The 18613-nt window shown below is 31.0% G+C and carries 13 protein-coding genes and 1 tRNA gene; 11 read left to right on the forward strand and 3 right to left on the reverse strand.

The annotated features are described in order from the left end of the window. Positions 1 to 44: 44 nt before the first annotated feature. Positions 45 to 121: transfer RNA gene (locus tag AC5SLZ_RS00120), tRNA-Arg, on the reverse strand. A gap of 74 nt (positions 122 to 195) precedes the next feature. On the opposite strand from AC5SLZ_RS00120, the gene AC5SLZ_RS00125 reads away from it, so the two are divergent. The 4 genes from AC5SLZ_RS00125 to AC5SLZ_RS00140 all read left to right on the forward strand — a co-directional run bounded on the left by AC5SLZ_RS00125 (position 196) and on the right by AC5SLZ_RS00140 (position 6707). Further along, positions 196 to 1383, forward strand: coding sequence for an acetyl-CoA C-acetyltransferase (locus AC5SLZ_RS00125; RefSeq protein ID WP_028036179.1), 1188 nt, complete (start codon positions 196 to 198; stop codon positions 1381 to 1383). 109 nt (positions 1384 to 1492) lie between these two features. Then, entirely contained in the window at positions 1493 to 4531 is a 3039-nt protein-coding gene (gene aceE, locus AC5SLZ_RS00130; RefSeq protein ID WP_028036180.1) for a pyruvate dehydrogenase (acetyl-transferring), homodimeric type, read from the forward strand. After that, a complete protein-coding gene (locus AC5SLZ_RS00135; RefSeq protein ID WP_028036181.1) occupies positions 4531 to 5796 on the forward strand; it encodes a 2-oxo acid dehydrogenase subunit E2 in 1266 nt (421 codons plus the stop codon). The genes aceE and AC5SLZ_RS00135 overlap by 1 nt, the downstream gene beginning before the upstream one ends. An 8-nt stretch (positions 5797 to 5804) precedes the next feature. Next, entirely contained in the window at positions 5805 to 6707 is a 903-nt protein-coding gene (locus tag AC5SLZ_RS00140; RefSeq protein WP_494615617.1) for a DMT family transporter, read from the forward strand. Here AC5SLZ_RS00140 and AC5SLZ_RS00145 read toward each other — a convergent pair. Then, positions 6694 to 7458 (reverse strand): undecaprenyl-diphosphate phosphatase, encoded by a 765-nt coding sequence (locus AC5SLZ_RS00145; RefSeq protein WP_494615618.1) that lies wholly within the window; start codon positions 7456 to 7458, stop codon positions 6694 to 6696. The genes AC5SLZ_RS00140 and AC5SLZ_RS00145 overlap by 14 nt on opposite strands. 182 nt (positions 7459 to 7640) lie before the next feature. Here AC5SLZ_RS00145 and AC5SLZ_RS00150 point away from each other — a divergent pair, with 182 nt between their 5' ends. Together AC5SLZ_RS00150 and gltB are read left to right on the forward strand one after the other, a co-directional pair. Further along, positions 7641 to 9080: an NAD(P)-dependent oxidoreductase gene (locus AC5SLZ_RS00150; RefSeq protein WP_028036184.1), complete on the forward strand. Its 1440-nt coding sequence runs from the start codon at positions 7641 to 7643 to the stop codon at positions 9078 to 9080. Continuing rightward, positions 9080 to 13585, forward strand: a complete 4506-nt coding sequence (gltB, locus tag AC5SLZ_RS00155) for a glutamate synthase large subunit (RefSeq protein ID WP_494615620.1) — start codon at positions 9080 to 9082, stop codon at positions 13583 to 13585. Before AC5SLZ_RS00150 ends, gltB begins: the two co-directional genes overlap by 1 nt. On the opposite strand, the gene AC5SLZ_RS00160 is transcribed toward gltB, so the two are convergent. Then, complete coding sequence (locus tag AC5SLZ_RS00160) at positions 13582 to 14223, reverse strand: alpha/beta hydrolase (RefSeq protein WP_494615621.1); 642 nt, start codon at positions 14221 to 14223, stop codon at positions 13582 to 13584. The two genes, gltB and AC5SLZ_RS00160, sit on opposite strands and share 4 nt — an antisense overlap. Positions 14224 to 14367: 144 nt before the next feature. Here AC5SLZ_RS00160 and AC5SLZ_RS00165 point away from each other — a divergent pair, with 144 nt between their 5' ends. From AC5SLZ_RS00165 to rplT, 5 genes are read left to right on the forward strand one after another with little or no spacing between them, the layout of a single operon-like run. Continuing rightward, a complete protein-coding gene (locus AC5SLZ_RS00165; protein WP_494615622.1) occupies positions 14368 to 15522 on the forward strand; it encodes a glycosyltransferase family 4 protein in 1155 nt (384 codons plus the stop codon). Continuing rightward, positions 15522 to 17438, forward strand: coding sequence for a threonine--tRNA ligase (gene thrS, locus AC5SLZ_RS00170; protein ID WP_494615624.1), 1917 nt, complete (start codon positions 15522 to 15524; stop codon positions 17436 to 17438). The genes AC5SLZ_RS00165 and thrS overlap by 1 nt, the downstream gene beginning before the upstream one ends. Continuing rightward, a complete protein-coding gene (gene infC / locus AC5SLZ_RS00175) occupies positions 17439 to 17984 on the forward strand; it encodes a translation initiation factor IF-3 (protein ID WP_028036189.1) in 546 nt (181 codons plus the stop codon). A gap of 53 nt (positions 17985 to 18037) precedes the next feature. Further along, positions 18038 to 18244: a 50S ribosomal protein L35 gene (gene rpmI, locus AC5SLZ_RS00180; protein WP_028036190.1), complete on the forward strand. Its 207-nt coding sequence runs from the start codon at positions 18038 to 18040 to the stop codon at positions 18242 to 18244. A gap of 2 nt (positions 18245 to 18246) precedes the next feature. Next, positions 18247 to 18603, forward strand: coding sequence for a 50S ribosomal protein L20 (gene rplT, locus AC5SLZ_RS00185; RefSeq protein ID WP_028036191.1), 357 nt, complete (start codon positions 18247 to 18249; stop codon positions 18601 to 18603). The last annotated feature ends 10 nt before the right edge of the window (positions 18604 to 18613 follow it).

The raw sequence follows: 18613 nt of genomic DNA on the forward strand, positions 1-18613 counted from the left end.
TAACGAAGCCTTTATAAGCCAATCCAACATTTTAATTTCCTTTTTGGTGGACCGCCCAGAACTCGAATCTGGAATCTCCCGGTTCGTAGCCGAGCGCCTTATCCAATTTGGCCAGCGGTCCTAATTTAATAATTATCTCTATATATCAAAGTTTTTGATGTAATTTAACTTATAAAATATTATGTTGAATAATTAATGAGCAAAAAATTAGATGATGTTGTAATTACATCTGCTTTAAGAACACCAATTGGAACTTACAAAGGTTCTTTAAAAGATTTGAGTGCTGATAAATTAGGTGCACTAGCAATTAAAGAGGCTGTACATAAATCAAATCTGAAATCTGAGGAAATTGATGAAGTAATTATGGGTCACGTTCTAACCTCAGGACTTGGTCAAAACCCAGCAAGACAAGCTTCAATTCATGCTGGTATCCCAGTATCGAAACCAGCACATATTGTAAATCAAGTATGTGGATCAGGTTTAAGATCTATAGTTTCAGGATTTCAGTCAATTAAATTAGAGGCAAATAAGATTATAGTGTCAGGTGGTCAAGAGAATATGTCAAGAGCACCTCACTCATTGTTTTATAGAGAAAATAAAAAATTAGATGAGTCTAAATTAATAGATACAATGATCAATGACGGCTTAACAGACTCCTTTAATTATTATCACATGGGTGTAACAGCAGAAAATGTTGCAGAAAAATTTGAAATTTCTAGAGATGAACAAGATGACTTTGCATTAAATTCCCAAAAAAAAACACAAGATGCCTTAGAAAGAAAAAAGTTTCAAGATGAAATAATTAAATTACAGATAAATAAAGAAAAAGAAAATTTGATTTTTGAAAAAGACGAACATCCCAGAAATAATTTAAACATAAATGACTTAAAAAAATTAAAAACTGTTTTTAAAGAAAATGGAACTGTTACTCCTGGAAATTCCTCAGGTATAAATGATGGTGCAGCTGCAACAGTATTGATGACAAGAAAAAAAGCCGAACATAAATCTATAGAACCATTAGTTAAAATAGTTTCATGGGCATCATGTGGTGTGGAACCATCTTTGATGGGCTTAGGACCCATACCAACAGTTCAAGAGGCCCTAAATAAAGCTGGATGGAATATTGATGATGTTGATTTATTTGAAATAAATGAAGCCTTTGCAGCTCAAAGTATAGCAGTAATAAAAGAACTAAAAATTCCCAAAGAAATAGTTAATGTTAATGGTGGAGCAATTGCCCTAGGCCATCCAATTGGTGCATCAGGAACAAGAATACTTGTTACGTTAATACACGAAATGATAAAGCAAAATAAAAGCAAAGGTTGTGCTGCATTGTGCATTGGAGGTGGTATGGGAATCGCTATGTGTGTTGAGAGAAACTAAATATTCAATTTTTGTACAATTTTTTTACAGAATCTCTTAAAAAAAGCAAATAACGTGTCAAAATAAACTTAATTATAATATTAATAGGTATATAAAACACTCTAAAATAATGAGTGAAAAATTACTTGTCCCAGATATTGGAGACTTCGAGGAAGTTGAAGTTATAGAAGTTCTTACAAAACAAGGCGATCAATTAAACATTAATGATCCAGTAATTACGATTGAAAGTGATAAATCAAGCGTTGAAATCCCTTCAACTATAGCCGGAAAGATTGAAAAAGTTGAAGTCAAAGTTGGAGATAAAGTTTCAAAAGGAGATGTCATTTTAAATATTGTTTCTTCAAGAGAAAACAAAAAAGACAATCCAATTCCAAAAGATACTGAAAGTATAATTGAACAAGCAGAAGCAGTTTTGGCAGAGAAAAAAGACGAAGTTAAAGTTGTTCAGCAACCAACTCAAAGGAAAGAACAATCAACTATTCAGGTAACCAACGGTAAAGATACAGATCCTTTAGAAACACTAGATTGGCTGGAGTCTTTATCAGCTGTTATCTCAAAAGATGGGAATCAAAGAGCTCATTTTTTAATTAAAGAATTAATCAATAAAGCTTATCGTGAGGGTGCAAATATTCCTTATACTCAAAATACCCCTTATATAAATACGATTCCTCCTGAAGCAGAAGTTAAATCAAATGGAGATCAAAATATTGAGAGAAGAATTAGATCTTTGATTAGATGGAATGCAGCTGCAATGGTAGTTAGAGCAAATAAAAAATTTCCAGAACTAGGTGGACATATAGGTACATTTGCTTCTGCTGCAACTCTATACGATGTTGGCATGAATCATTTTTGGCGAGCAAAAAATAATAAATTTGGTGGTGATTTAGTTTATTTTCAAGGCCACAGTGCTCCAGGGATGTATGCTAGAGCATTCTTAGAGGGCAGGTTGAATGAAAAACAATTAGATAGTTTTAGACAAGAAGTAAATCAAGGTGGACTTTCTTCGTATCCACATCCGTGGTTGATGCCTAAGTTTTGGCAATTTCCGACTGTTTCAATGGGCCTAGGTCCTATGCTTGCAATTTATCAGGCAAGATACATGAAATATTTAATTAACAGAGGTCTTATTAAAGATGAGGGTCGAAAAGTTTGGGCATTTTTAGGTGATGGAGAAATGGATGAGCCTGAATCTATGGGCGCTATTGGACTAGCAGCAAGAGAGAAGCTAGATAATTTAATATTTGTAGTGAATTGTAATCTCCAAAGACTTGATGGACCTGTAAGAGGAAATGGAAAAATTATTCAAGAATTAGAAGGTAGTTTCCGTGGAGCAGGCTGGAATGTAATTAAAGTAATTTGGGGTTCATATTGGGACTCACTGATATCAAATGATAAAACAGGTCATTTAATTAAAATTATGAACGAAACAGTTGATGGTGAATACCAAGCAATGAAAGCTAGAGATGGAGCTTATGTAAGAGAAAAGTTTTTTGGTAAATATCCTGAAACACAAGAATTAGTATCAAGCTTATCAGACAAAGATATTTGGAGGTTAAATAGAGGAGGTCATGATCCTCACAAGGTGTATGCAGCATATGATAAGGCTTCAAAAAACCAAGGAAGCCCCACTGTTATTATAGCAAAAACTATCAAGGGATATGGAATGGGTAAGACAGGTGAAAGTGTAAATACAACCCACCAAACAAAAAAATTAGATGTTGATGATTTGTTATACTATAGAGATCGATTTGATGTTCCATTAACAGATGAGCAAGTTAGAAATATAGAATATTTCAAACCTGATGAAAAATCTCCTGAAATTAAATATTTAAAAGAAAGAAGATTAAATTTAGGTGGCTATTTACCTGAAAGAACAACTTATGCAAAACCAATTAAAGCACCATCAAAAGATATTTTTGATTTTATGAAAGTTTCAACTGGTGAAAAAGAGATGTCAACAACCATGGCAATGGTTAGGATGTTTACAAATTTGTTAAGAGACAAAAATATTTCACCTAGGTTAGTTCCAATAATTCCTGATGAAGCAAGAACATTTGGAATGGAAGGCTTTTTTCAAAAAATTGGAATATATGCCCATGAGGGTCAGAAATATGAGCCTGAAGATTCTGCACAATTAAGTTCTTACCGTGAAGATAAAAGTGGTCAAGTGTTAGAAGAAGGAATTAATGAAGCTGGTGCAATGTCATCTTGGATTGCGGCTGCTACAGCATATACAAATCATGATATAGAGATGATTCCTATTTATATTTTTTATTCTATGTTTGGTTTTCAAAGAATTGGTGATCTTGCATGGGCAGCAGGAGATAGTCAAGCAAGAGGTTTTTTAATAGGAGCTACAGCAGGACGAACCACTTTAGCAGGAGAAGGGCTACAACACCAAGATGGACATAGCCACTTAATAGCATCGACTATACCTAATTGTGTAACTTATGATCCAACTTTTCATTACGAGCTAGCTGTTATTTTTAGAGAGGGCCTAAGAAGAATGCATGAAAAAAAAGAAAATGTCTTTTACTATATTACTACGATGAACGAAAACTATACTCATCCTGAAATGCCAAAAGATATTAATTGTGAAGAGGGTATTCTTAAAGGGATGTATAAGATTAAAGAATTTAATAAGTTTAAGAAGACAAAAATTCAGCTGTTAGGATCAGGTACTATCCTTCGAGAAATGTTGGCAGCAGCAGAAGTTCTTCAAAATGAATATCAAATTGATAGTGAAATTTGGAGCGTTACAAGTTTTAACGAGTTAAGAAAAGAAGGAATGGAAGTTGAAAGATACAATCTTTTAAACCCAGATAAAGAACAAAAAACTTCATTTGTTGAAAAATGTTTAGGTAAATCTGAAGGCCCAATATTGGCTGCATCAGATTATATGAGAATGAATTCAGATCAAATAAGACCTTATACCAATAAAAGTTTTTACTCTTTAGGAACAGATGGTTTTGGTAGAAGTGATACTAGAAAAAATTTAAGGAAGTTCTTTGAGGTAGATAAAGAACATTTAGTTGCTTATAGTTTGAGTGTTTTAGCAAAAGAGCAGTTAATAGCTTCAAAACATGCAAAAGAAGCAATAAAGAAATATAATATTGATGGTGAAAAACCAATGCCCACTAAATTATAATGTCAGAAACTGAGATTAAAGTACCAAATATTGGAGATTTCAAAGATGTTGAGGTAATAGAAGTTTTGGTTTCTGAAGGTCAAACACTTCAAAAAAATGATCCAGTGATAACAATCGAAAGTGATAAATCCAGTGTAGAAATTCCATCAAACTTTGAGGGTAAAATTAAGTCTTTAATAACAAAAGTAGGAGATAAAGTTTCAGAAGGCGATTTAATACTGATTATAGAAGGTAAATCAGAAACAGAAAAAAGAGACGAAGAAAAACCAAATACTGAAAAAGAGTTTAAAAAAATTAAAGTTATAAAACAAGAAATAGAAGAAACTTCTATTAAACAAGTTAAATCTTCATCCCAAGAGGTACCATCTGCAAGCCCAAAAGCCAGAAAATTTGCTAGGGAACTCGGAGTAGATATTGCTCAAGTTGAGGGAACTGAAAAAGATGGAAGAGTTATAGAGGATGATATCAAAAAATTTGTTTTATCTAAGCCAAAAATTATTAATGAAACTAAAGATGATAAGAAAAATAAAATTACAAATGAATTTGAACATTCAGATTTCGGAGAAATTGAAATTAAAGATATTCCAAGAGTAAAAAAATTATCCTCAAATTATTTAATTAATTCATGGACAACAATACCTCATGTTACAAACCATGATGAAGCAGATGTAACAGAAATGGAAAACTTTAGAAGTTCTCTGACTGATATTTACACAGGGGAAAAGATTAAAATTACCCCTTTAGCATTTATAATTAAAGCATTAGTTGCGTCTTTAAAAAAATTTCCAAGTTTTAATTCTTCTATAGATGAAATTAAAAATGGAAAAATGATATTAAAAAAATATTTTCATATTGGAATTGCTGTTGATACACCTAATGGGTTAATGGTTCCTAAAATTAGAAATGCTAATAATAAAAAAATTTCACTACTTAGTAAAGAATTGAAAGAAGTAAGCGAACTTTGTAGAAATCTAAAAATTGATAAAAAGGAATTATTTGGTGGTTCTATGACTATCACTAGCTTAGGTGGAATAGGAGGATCATTTTTTACTCCAATTATAAATTTTCCAGAAGTTGCAATTTTAGGAATAGGCAAATCACAGAAAAAACAAATATTCATTAATGGAAAATTTCAAACAAGAACAATGTTACCTATATCTTTGTCCTATGATCATAGAATTATTGATGGAGCAGAAGCCGCAAGATTTAATAATGATCTTAAAGAAAATCTAGGTAAAAATTTTGCTTATAAGTTAGCTGTTTAATATAAGTTATGTCAAAAACTATCTCTTTACTAAGTGCTTTGCTGTGTACTTTTATTTGGGGCACAACTTTTATTGCTCAAGATACTGGTATGGACAACATAGGTCCATTCACATTTAATGCTGTAAGATTTTTCATAGGGTTTTTGGCTATCACACCCTTAGTTTTGTTATTTGAAATAAAAAAGTTTAAATCAGAGTTTAAATCGGACACTAAAACTTTCATTCATCTTTCGTTTTTAATTGGATTATCTTTATTTTTAGGCTCAGCATTACAACAAGTCGCTCTTTTATATACAGATGTTGCGAATGCTGCTTTTTTTACGATTTTTTATGTTCCACTCGTACCAATTATAATTTTTTTGTTTAATCGAACAGCAATTCATTGGAGTGTTTGGCCATCTGTAGTTTTGTGTTTAATTGGAGGGTATTTATTAACAAATTTTTATGATGCAACAGTAAGGCTTGGGGACAGTTTAGTAATTCTTGGGGCTTTATTTTGGAGCACTCATATAATTTTTACAGGAATAATTGTAAAAAAATATGATCTTCCCCTAACACTTGGTGCGTTACAAACCTTAATTGTCGCTTTATTTTCTTTTGTAATAGCACTTATTTTTGAAGAATTTATTTATATTGAAATTATGAAGGAAATAAATTCTATTTTGTATGCTGGTATTTTATCTGGAGGGTTTGCTTTTGTATTACAAATTTATGCTCAAAAAAGTATAACCCCTGCTCCTGCAGCAATAATTTTTTCATTAGAGGGAGTATTTGCAACTATCGCGGCATGGTATATCTTAAATCAGATTTTAGATATTAATAATTTACTTGGATGCCTATTTATTTTATTTGGTGTTTTATTATCTCAATTGTTACCATTGGTAAAAAAAAATATTCTTAATAAATTATAATAAATAAAATTATTGCTATTAATATTCTATAAATAACAAATGCATTCATTGAAAATTTATTTATATAAATTAGAAAAAACTTTACTGTCATAAATGAAAAAATAAATGATGCAACAATTGCAATTATTACTAAATAATTAAATTCAATTGATTGGGAAAACACATCTTTTAATCCTAAAAAACTTGCACCTCCTAAAGCTGGAATAGATAGTAAAAATGATATTTTGCTCGAGTCTAATCTGTTAAATTTTAATATTCTTGCAGCTGTAATAGTTATACCTGCCCTACTCACACCTGGTACCAATGAAAGAATCTGGAATAAACTTATAAACATAATCGACTGAAGATTTAAATTTGAAGAAATTTTTTTATTAAAGTTACTTCTATCTGCAATATATAATACAATTCCAAAAATTAGAGTTGTCCAAGCTATTATCTTAATATTTCTGAGTTCATAAATAATGCCAGTTGAATACAACACGTATCCAACAACTATCAATGGTATTGATCCAATAATAATAAGGCTTAAAAGTCTTTTATTGTTTTTAATATCCAATAAGTCCGTTTTAAAAAAATAGACAATTGCAAACAAGGAACCTAAATGAAGACTTATATCTATTAATAATGAACTTGATTTAAATTCATATAAACTTGAAACTAAAATTAGGTGTGCCGATGAACTTATTGGCAAAAACTCTGATATACCTTGAATAGCCGAAAGTATTAAAACTTCTATAATGTTCTGTAACATTTTATCTAACTAGCTTAAAAAATATTTATTTAAAACAATTCGATTTAAGCATATTAGCTATGCAATTTATAAAAATGCCACAATTATCAAACCTATAATACTAAATAAGGTCATAATAACTGACCTATTTTTAGCTTTATTTAATAAAAGTAAGATATAATTTGCGATATATAATAAAAATTATGACTGATAAAATGCTTAAATTTGTAAAAATAGGTCAACAAACTCCACCTAAAAGAGAGATAAATGTTAGAAAAAAAGATTTTAATGAGATTTATGATGAATTTATCAGTGAAAAAGCAAGAGAGCAATCTAGTAGATGTTCCCAGTGTGGTGTTCCTTTTTGCCAGGTTCATTGTCCATTAAGTAATAATATTCCCGATTGGTTAAAGCTGACTGCAGAGGGAAGGCTTAAAGAGGCTTATGAATTATCTCAAAGCACAAATAATATGCCAGAAGTTTGTGGAAGAATATGTCCACAAGATAGATTGTGTGAAGGAAATTGTGTTATTGAACAATCTGGCCATGGAACAGTAACTATTGGATCAATGGAGAAATACATCACTGATAATGCTTGGGAACAAGGTTGGGTAAAACCTATAAATGTTTCTAATGAAAAAAATGAAAGTATTGGAATAATTGGTGCTGGTCCGGCTGGTCTAGCTACAGCTGAGGAATTGAGAAAAAGTGGATATAAAATCACTGTTTACGATAGATATGATAGAGCTGGTGGATTATTGATTTATGGAATACCAAATTTTAAACTTGAAAAAGAAGTTGTTGAGAGAAGAACCAAACTTTTAAAGGACGGGGGAATTGAATTTATCCAAAATTTTGAAGTAGGAAAAGATGCAAATTTGGAACAACTAAGAAAAAAACATGATGCAATTTTAATTGCAACCGGAGTTTACAAGGCTCGAGAAGTAGAGCTTCCAGGTAATGATTTAAATAATATTTTTCCTGCAATGGATTTTTTAACTGCATCAAATAAAAAAGGATTAGGTGATAAGGTAGAATTATTTGATAAAGGAATTTTAAATGCAGAAGGAAAAGATATTGTTGTAATTGGTGGTGGTGATACAGCAATGGACTGTGTAAGAACATCAATTAGACAAAAAGCAAAATCTGTCAAATGTATATATAGACGGGATAAAGAGAATATGCCTGGATCAGCAAGAGAGGTGGCTAATGCTGAAGAGGAAGGTGTTGAATTTGTTTGGCTATCAAGTCCTAAAGAATTTAAGGGTATTAACAAAGTTGAAAAATTAATTGTTGACCAGATAAAATTAGGTGAACCAGACGAAAGTGGAAGAAGAAAACCTGAGGTTCAACAAGATTCAAGTTTTGAGGTCAAAGCTGATATGATTATAAAAGCCCTGGGTTTTGATCCCGAAGATTTGCCAACTTTATTTGATACAAACGAACTTCAAGTAACAAAATGGGGAACAATAAAAACAGATTTTGACACAATGGAAACAAATTTGAGTGGAGTTTTTGCGGCAGGTGACATAGTTAGAGGCGCGTCCTTAGTTGTTTGGGCAATAAAAGATGGAAGAGATGCTGCTGCTTCAATTAAAAAGTACTTAGAAAATAAGCAATTAAAACAGTCAAAAGTGGCTTAATGAAAAATTATCAAAAAAACTTAAAAATATTAAAGAAAAACCATGTTTATTCTGAAGATATGGAGCACGATGCTTGTGGTGTTGGTCTAATTGCGTCTACAGAAGGAAAAAAATCACGTAAAGTTGTTGAGTACGGAATTGAAGCTTTAAAAGCAGTTTGGCATAGAGGAGCTGTTGATGCTGATGGAAAAACAGGTGATGGTGCAGGAATACATGTGGAAATACCAAAAGATTTTTTTATAGAAAAAATAGAAGTAACAGGTCATACCCACGATAATTCAGAAATATGTGTTGGAATGATTTTCTTGCCGAGAAATGATTATGCGGCACAGGAAAGCTGTAAAACAATAATTGAGAGTGAATTAACAAAAAATGATTTTAGTATATATGGTTGGAGACAAGTTCCGGTAAACCCAAAGGTCTTAGGTGAAAAAGCATTTCAGACAATGCCTGAAATTATTCAAGTACTTTTTAAATCAAATAACCCAGAATTATTAAACAAAGATCTTGAAAGAAAGATTTATGAAACAAGAAGAATAATTGAAAATAAAGCTTTTCAGATTTCTTTAAATAATTTTTATATTTGCTCGCTTAGCTCGAAATCAATTATTTATAAGGGGATGTTTTTAGCAGAGGCTATTTCAGAATTTTTTTTGGATTTAAAGGATGAAAGATTTGTATCAAGATATGCAATTTTTCATCAAAGATTTTCCACTAACACAGCGCCAAGTTGGAATTTGGCTCAACCTTTTAGAGCAATTGCTCATAATGGAGAAATTAATACATATCGTGGTAATAAAAATTGGATGAAGGTTCATGAACAAGAGATGAATAGCCCACTATTTGACAACATTGAAAATTTAAAACCTGTAATTCAACAAGGTGCATCCGACTCAGCTGCATTAGACAATGTTTTTGAATTATTAAATATTTCAGGACAGCCAGCACCTTTAGCAAAATTAATGCTAGTGCCTGATGCTTGGTCTAAAAAAAATAAAACTTTGTCTAAAGATCATCAACAATTATTTAATTTTCTAAATAGTACTATGGAACCCTGGGATGGGCCTGCAGCTATTGCTGGAACAGATAATGAGTGGGTAATTGCTGCAAATGATAGAAATGGATTAAGACCATTGAGATATGCAATCACTAAAGATAACTTATTATTTGCAGGTTCAGAAACAGGAATGATTGAACTTAATGAGAAGAAAATTTTAACGAAGGGAAGATTAGGCCCAGGAGAAATAATTGGAGTTAGAATTGAAAAAGGAAAAGTATTTACTAATAGTAAAATCAAAGATTATTTAGCAAAAGAATATAAACACTTTAACTCTCAAATTATTGATTTAGATGAAAAAATTACTATTTCTGGTGAAAAACAATCATTTTCTGGCGATGAATTAAGAAGACGACAATATACCTTTGGAATGAGCTTAGAAGACTTAGAGCTTATTTTGCACCCGATGGCTGAGGATGCAAAAGAGGCAATAGGTTCTATGGGTGATGATACCCCGCTTGCAGTATTGTCAGACAAATACAGACCTCTTTATCATTTCTTTAGACAAAATTTTAGTCAAGTAACAAATCCTCCAATTGATTCATTAAGAGAAAACAAGGTTATGAGTCTAAAAACAAGGTTTGGAAATTTGGGTAATATTCTAGATTTTGATAATTTAACTAAGCAAAATATTTATGTCTTAAATAGTCCAATTTTATCAAACTCTCAATTTGATAAATTTATTAATTTTTTTGGTAAAAATTCATTAGTTATAGATTGTACTTTTTCTAAAGATCAGTCTTTATTTAAGTCAATAAAACAAGTCCAAAAAGATGCGGAAATTGCTGTTAGACAGGGTGTTACTCAATTAATTTTGAGTGATAAAGGATTATCAGAAACCAATTTGCCTATTCCTATGCTTTTATGTGTAGGTGCAATCAATTCGTTTTTAATAGAAAAAAAATTAAGAGGATATGTTTCGATAAACGTTCAATCTGGAGAAGCTTTAGATACACACTCATTTGCTACTTTAATTGGTGTAGGAGCAACTACAGTAAACCCATACCTTGCTTTTGATAGCTTGTATCAAAGACACGAAAAAAAACTTTTCGGAAAATTTAGTTTTGACGAATGTGTGGAAAGATACATTAAATCAGTAAATGCTGGTCTATTAAAAATCATGTCTAAAATGGGAATTTCTGTTTTGAGCTCATATAGAGGTGGATGCAATTTTGAAACTGTTGGATTAAGTAGAACAATTGTTGCTGATTATTTTCCGGGTGTAGTATCTAAAATTTCTGGAATTGGATTAACAGGAATAGAAAAAAAAATTAGGTCTATTCATAAAGAAGCATTTGAAAGTTCTGAAACTATTTTACCAATAGGTGGAATATATAGATATCGTAAAAACGGAGAGACACATCAATACCAAGGAAAATTAATTCATTTATTACAAAGTGCTGTAGGATCTAACTCCTATGAAGCATACAAAAGATATGCTGATGGAATATATAATTTACCACCAATAAATTTGAGGGATTTAATTGATTTCAGGTCAAAAAAATTGAAAGGACCAATAGACATCTCTGAAGTTGAGCCGATACAAAATATACTTAAAAGATTTGGAAGTGGGAGCATGTCACATGGAGCGCTCTCAAAAGAAGCTCACGAAACTCTTGCTACTGGAATGAACAGAATTAAAGGTGCTTCTTGTAGTGGTGAGGGTGGAGAGGATGAGAGTAGATTTAAAGTTCTAGAAAATGGAGACAGTGCAAATTCTAGAGTAAAACAAATAGCTTCAGCCAGATTTGGTGTAACTGTTAATTACTTAAATAATTGCAATGAAATTGAAATTAAAATTGCTCAAGGAGCAAAACCAGGAGAAGGTGGACAATTACCAGGATTTAAAGTTACAGACGAGATTGCAAAACTAAGGCATTCAACACCTGGGGTTACTTTGATATCACCTCCACCACATCACGATATTTATTCAATAGAAGATCTTGCTCAACTTATATATGATTTGAAACAAATAAATCCTAAAGCAAGGATTGGGGTTAAACTTGTTGCATCATCGGGTGTAGGAACAATCGCAGCTGGCGTTGCTAAAGCAAAAGCAGACATTATATTAATTTCAGGACATAATGGTGGTACTGGTGCAACACCACAAACAAGTGTTAAGTATGTTGGTATACCATGGGAAATGGGCTTAACAGAAGCTAATCAAGTTTTAACTTTAAACAATCTTAGACATAAAGTTACTCTTAGAACTGATGGTGGTATCAAAACAGGAAGAGATGTCGTTATTGCGGCAATGATGGGAGCTGAAGAATATGGAGTGGCGACCACGGCTTTAGTTGCGATGGGCTGCATCATGGTTAGGCAATGTCACTCAAATACTTGTCCAGTTGGTGTTTGTACTCAAGATGATAAACTTAGAGAAAAATTTACAGGTACTCCAGATAAAGTTGTTAATTTATTCACTTTTATAGCGTCTGAAGTAAGAGAAATTTTATCAAAAATAGGTTTTAAATCATTAAACGATATTATTGGAAGAACAGATCTTTTAATGCAGGTTAGCAAAGCTTCACCAAATCTTGATGATTTAGATTTAAACCCACTTTTTGTACAAGCAGATAATGGTAACAATAAAAGATATTGTGAAAACCAGGAAATAAATCATGTACCAGATACACTCGATCAAGAAATTTGGCCAGAAATTGAAAAAACTTTAGATAGTTCTGAAAAAATAGAGAATGAATATGTAATTAAAAATACCAACAGAGCTGTTGGAACCAGAATATCTCATCACCTTTATAAAAAATATGGATATGAAAAACTTAAAGAAAATTTTTTAGTATTAAATTTTAAAGGATCGGCAGGACAGTCATTTGGTGCCTTTTCAGCAAAAGGCTTAAAACTAGTTCTTAAAGGTGATGCCAATGATTATGTGGGCAAAGGTTTATCAGGCGCTACAATTGCAATCAAATTATCTGATGAAAGTAATCTTATTTCAAATGAAAATACTATTATTGGTAATACTGTTTTATATGGCGCAACTTCTGGAAAATTATTTGCAGCTGGACAGGCGGGAGAAAGATTTGCAGTTCGAAATTCTGGAGCAACTACTGTAATTGAAGGATGTGACTCAAATGGTTGCGAATACATGACAGGAGGAACTGTTGTAATCCTGGGCGATGTCGGTGATAATTTTGCAGCGGGGATGACAGGAGGAATTGCATTTATCTATGACAAATCAAGAGAATTTGAAAAAAAAGTTAACAATGAATCTGTTGTATGGCAAAATGTAGAAACTGATTATTGGAAAAAATTTCTTAAAGATTTAATCAAAGAACATTTTGAAGAAACTAGGTCTAATTTATCAAAAATGTTAATTGAAAATTATGACGAAGAGTTAAAGAATTTTGTTCAAGTTTGTCCAAAAGAAATGTTAGATAAATTAAGTAATCCAATTAGCAACAAATCAGTTATTAAAGAAGTTAGTTAAATAATTAGTTTAAGCTCTTTTATTATTATTTTAAGCCATTTCTGACTTGATAAACTATGATCGCCATTATTAATAATAACTAATTTTTTTTTTGCTTTTTGAAATATTTTTAAAACTTTTCTTGAATAAGAAACAGGCACTACTTCATCTTTTTGACCATGAATCATGGTAACATTTATATTGGAAATTATTTTTTTGTTTAAAACTTTATTCTTTCTTCCATCTTTTATTAATTGAAGAGTAATTGGGTATTCATAATTGCCATGTTTTAATTGCAAAATTCCTTTTTGAATAGTTTCAGACTTCATTTTTTTTGTGAATTTTTTCCACATTAAATTTTCTAAAAATTCTGGTGCTGGACCAATACCCAAAAAGCCTTTTATTTGATTTTTAAATATTTGAAATTGTTTTAGGGCTAACCATGCCCCCATACTTGAGCCAACGATAGTAAAGTAATCCTTTTTAACAAATTTTTTAATAAGAATTGTAGTTTCATTACTCCATTTTGTAATATTACCATTTACAAATTTACCTGATGATTTTCCATGTCCAGAATATTCAAGTGCTAAAAAACTTAATTTATTTTTTTTAGCAAATTTTAAAAAAGTATTTGGTTTTTTTCCCTCTAAATTAGACATAAAGCCATGTAAAAAAACAATAAAAGGAGCACCCTTGTTAATGTTGCAAATAAATCTTATTTTCTTAGTTTTTGAGACATTGTGATATCTGAAGTGAGTCATAATCGTTTATATGTTTAATCTAATATTATATAATCATATCAAATGTCATCTAATTTAAAAGTTTTACAAGTTATTCCAAAATTAGGTTATGGAGGAGCAGAAACTGGCTGCTATGACATTGCTCATTATTTACCGGAAAATGATTGTGGATCATTCATTGTAACTAGTGGAGGAGAACTCCTTAAATTTATTGATAAAAAAAAAGTAAAAATAATAAAACTTCCTGTTCATAGTAAAAATCCACTCATTATATTTATTAATTTTTTAGTTTTAGTTGTCATTATACTTATTAAAAATATTTCAATTGTGCATGCCAGAAGTAGAGCTCCTGCTTGGGCATGTTTGTTTGCAGCTAAAGTTACTGGCAGAAAATTTGTTACTACCTTTCATGGAACCTATAATTTTAATAATAAAATAAAAAAATTTTATAATTCTGTAATGGTTAGGTCTGATTTAATTATAGCAGGATCTAATTTTATTTTTTCTCATATCAAAGAAAATTATACAAAATATCTTAATACTAAAAAAAAACTTTTAGTTATTTTTAGGGGAATTAATGTTGATTATTTTGATCCAACCACCAAATTAGATAGTGATGAAAAAAAACTATTAAAAAAATGGCAAATAGAAAAAGATAAAAAGATAATTCTTTTACCTGGGAGACTTACGGGGTGGAAAGGACAAGAAGTTCTTATAGAAGCTATTAATTTAGTAAATATTGAACTTGGATATGAGGCTTTTTATGCCGTAATACTTGGAAGTGATCAAGGTAGAGATTTATATAAAAAAAAACTTATCAGACTTACAGAACAACATAGATTAAATAATCAGATAAAATTTATCGATCATTGTAATGATATGGCTTTAGCTTACAAAGTTTCTGATATTGTGATTTCAGCATCAATTGAGCCTGAGGCTTTTGGAAGAGTTGCTGTTGAAGCTCAATCGATGGAAAAGCCAATAATTGCAAGTGATATTGGCGGATCTAATGAAACTGTAATTGATGAAAAAACAGGTTTTTTATTCGAGTCTAACAATGCAAAATCATTATGTAAAAAAATTTTAAAAGTACTTTCCATGGATGAAGCAACATTACAATCGATGGGTAAAGAAGGAAGAAAAAATATAATTCAAAAATTTAATGTTGAAAAAATGTGTTTTTCTACTTATTCAGAGTATAAAAGAATATTAAATTAATGCCTATAATTACATTACCAGATGGAAATAATTTAACATTTCCAGACAAAGTTACAGGTCTAGATGTAGCTGAAAAAATTAGTAAGTCACTTGCCAAACAAGCAATGGTTATAAGTGTTGATGGTAATTTAAAAGATTTAGATTTCTTAATTGAAAAAGATTGTGCTATTAAAATTTTTACTTCAAAAAATCCTGAGGGATTAGAAACTATAAGGCACGATACAGCACATATTTTAGCAATGGCTGTACAAGAATTGTTTCCAGGAACACAAGTTACTATTGGGCCAGTTATTGAAAATGGCTTTTATTATGATTTTGCAAGAAAAGAACCTTTTACTGAAGATGACCTTGAAAAAATTGAAAATAAGATGAAAGAAATTGTTGATAGAAATGAGATCACAAAAAGAGAAGTTTGGGAGAGAAATAAAGCTATTTCACATTTTAAAGAAAAAGGAGAAATTTATAAAGCAGAATTAATTGAAGCAATCCCTGAAAATGAAGATGTGTCTATCTATTTTCATGGTGAGTGGCATGACCTATGCAGAGGACCACATCTTTCTTCAACAGGTAAAATTGGAAAGTTTTTTAAGCTTACAAAAGTTTCAGGAGCTTATTGGAGAGGTGATTCTAATAATGAAATGTTACAAAGAATATATGGTACAAGCTGGGCAACTCAAAAAGATCTAGATGAATATTTAAAAAGAATAGAAGAAGCTGAAAAAAGAGATCATCGAAAACTTGGAAAAGAAATGGATTTATTTCATTTTAGAGAGGAAAGTCCAGGCTCAGTATTCTGGCATGAAAAAGGCTGGGCTTTATTTCAAAAATTGATTAATTATATGAGAGGCAGACAAGATGCTGCTGGTTACAAAGAAGTAAATACACCAGAGATATTAGATAGACAGTTGTGGGAAAAATCTGGTCATTGGGAAAAATATGGTGAAAATATGTATACTTCAGAAACTCCAGACGAAAAAGTATTTGCGATTAAACCTATGAATTGTCCCGGTCACATTCAGGTATTCAACCAAGGTTTAAAAAGTTATAGAGACCTTCCTTTACGTATAACTGAATTTGGAAAAGTACATCGTTATGAACCATCTGGAGCACTCCATGGTTTACTAAGAGTGAGAGCATTCACACAAGACGATGCTCATATATTTTGTTCAGAGGATCAAATTACAAGTGAATGCTTAGAAGTGACTAATTTAATTTTAGATATTTATAAAGATTTAGGTTTTGAAAATGTAATTTTAAAATATGCTGATAGACCAGACGTAAGAGTGGGTGAAGATGAAGTTTGGGATAAAGCAGAAGCTTCATTGCTTGAAGCAGTTAAAGCATCTAAGTTAGAATATAGTATTAATAAGGGTGAGGGTGCATTTTATGGTCCAAAAATTGAATTTGTATTAAGAGATGCAATTGGTAGAGATTGGCAGTGCGGAACTTTGCAAGTTGATTTGAATTTACCAGGAAGATTGGATGCTTCTTATGTTGATAAAGATGGAACTAAAAAAGTACCCGTAATGCTTCATCGTGCGTTATTTGGTTCTTTAGAAAGATTTATAGGAATTCTTATAGAAAATTATGCTGGCAAATTTCCTTTTTGGATTTCTCCATTACAAACTGTTGTAATACCAATATCTGAAGAATTTGATGATTATGCAATTGAGGTATCAAAAAAAATTAAACAAGCAGGCATAAGTTCAAATGTTGATTTAAAAAAACATAATTTAAATTACAAAATAAGAGATCATTCATTAGCAAAAATACCTCTTTTATTAATTTGTGGTAAAAAAGAAGTTGACTCTAACTCGGTAACGATTAGAAGATTAGACTCTAACAAACAAGAAAATATGGATTTAAATTTATTCTTAAAAACTTTCTCTGCTTTAAACAAAGCATCCTCAAACTAAGTGGCAGATTTTAAACAAAATTACTTTCAAAGAAGAACAAAAGACAGAGGTCCTAGGTCTAATAATAGAATCTCGTCTCCTGATGTTCAGGTTATTGCAAGTGATGGTGAAAATCTAGGTGTGATGAACACCAATGAAGCAATCTCAATGGCAAAAAATCAGGGATTAGATTTAATAGAGATAGCAGCTAATGCAAACCCACCTGTTTGTAAAATTATGGATATGGGTAAGTTTAAATATGATGCTCAAAAGAAAGCAAATATTGCAAAGAAAAAACAAAAGATTGTTTTGCTTAAAGAAATTAAAATGAGACCTGTTACAGAAACTCATGATTATGATTTTAAGGTTAAAAATGCAAAAAAATTTATAGCCAAAGGAGATAAAGTAAAATTTACTGTAAGATTTAAAGGTCGTGAATTACAACATTCTCATTTAGGAAAAGAATTGATGGATAAGATCAAAGAGGACATGAAGGATATTGGCAAGGTAGAATTGCATCCTAAGTTTGATGGTAAGCAAATGATCATGGTAATTCAGCCTTTATAGGCCTTAATATAGGTTGTAAATTTATATCAATCTTTGTATAAGACCGCAGAATTATGCCAAAATTAAAAACAAAAAGCTCAGCAAAAAAAAGGTTTAAGATATCTGCAAAAGGTAAAGTTTTGACTGCCCAAGCTGGTAAAAGACACGGCATGATTAAAAGAACAAATTCTCAAATAAGAAAATTAAGAGGCACAACAACAATGTCTAAACAAGATAGCAAAATTGTTAAATCGTACATGCCCTACAGTTTAAGAGGTTAATAATGGCAAGAGTAAAAAGAGGCGTAACTAGTAAAGCAAAACATAAAAAAGTTTTAAAAGCTGTCAAAGGTCAGTGGGGCAGAAGAAAAAACACTATCAGAGTCGCTAAGCAAGCAATGGAAAAAGCCATGCAGTATGCTTACAGAGATAGAAGAAATAAAAAAAGAGATTTTAAATCTTTGTGGATACAAAGAATTAATGCTGGTGTTAGAGCTGAAGGCATAACTTATTCTAAGTTCATTAATGGACTTAGCAAATGTGGCATTACAATAGATAGAAAAATACTTGCAGAAATAGCTTACGATAGCCCTGAAGCCTTTAAAACTATTGTTCAAAAAGCACAATCTGCTTTAAATTAATCTTCACTAT

The sequence above is a fragment of the Candidatus Pelagibacter sp. PS_06 genome (assembly GCF_059418045.1).

Bases quoted from the DNA above. Each gene is read 5' to 3' on its own strand.
- AC5SLZ_RS00125 (WP_028036179.1), top strand. From the start codon at position 196: ATGAGCAAAAAATTAGATGATGTTGTAATTACATCTGCTTTAAGAACA.
- aceE (WP_028036180.1), top strand. From the start codon at position 1,493: ATGAGTGAAAAATTACTTGTCCCAGATATTGGAGACTTCGAGGAAGTT.
- AC5SLZ_RS00135 (WP_028036181.1), top strand. From the start codon at position 4,531: ATGTCAGAAACTGAGATTAAAGTACCAAATATTGGAGATTTCAAAGAT.
- AC5SLZ_RS00140 (WP_494615617.1), top strand. From the start codon at position 5,805: ATGTCAAAAACTATCTCTTTACTAAGTGCTTTGCTGTGTACTTTTATT.
- AC5SLZ_RS00145 (WP_494615618.1), bottom strand. From the start codon at position 7,458: ATGTTACAGAACATTATAGAAGTTTTAATACTTTCGGCTATTCAAGGT.
- AC5SLZ_RS00150 (WP_028036184.1), top strand. From the start codon at position 7,641: ATGACTGATAAAATGCTTAAATTTGTAAAAATAGGTCAACAAACTCCA.
- gltB (WP_494615620.1), top strand. From the start codon at position 9,080: ATGAAAAATTATCAAAAAAACTTAAAAATATTAAAGAAAAACCATGTT.
- AC5SLZ_RS00160 (WP_494615621.1), bottom strand. From the start codon at position 14,223: ATGTCTAATTTAGAGGGAAAAAAACCAAATACTTTTTTAAAATTTGCT.
- AC5SLZ_RS00165 (WP_494615622.1), top strand. From the start codon at position 14,368: ATGTCATCTAATTTAAAAGTTTTACAAGTTATTCCAAAATTAGGTTAT.
- thrS (WP_494615624.1), top strand. From the start codon at position 15,522: ATGCCTATAATTACATTACCAGATGGAAATAATTTAACATTTCCAGAC.
- rpmI (WP_028036190.1), top strand. From the start codon at position 18,038: ATGCCAAAATTAAAAACAAAAAGCTCAGCAAAAAAAAGGTTTAAGATA.
- rplT (WP_028036191.1), top strand. From the start codon at position 18,247: ATGGCAAGAGTAAAAAGAGGCGTAACTAGTAAAGCAAAACATAAAAAA.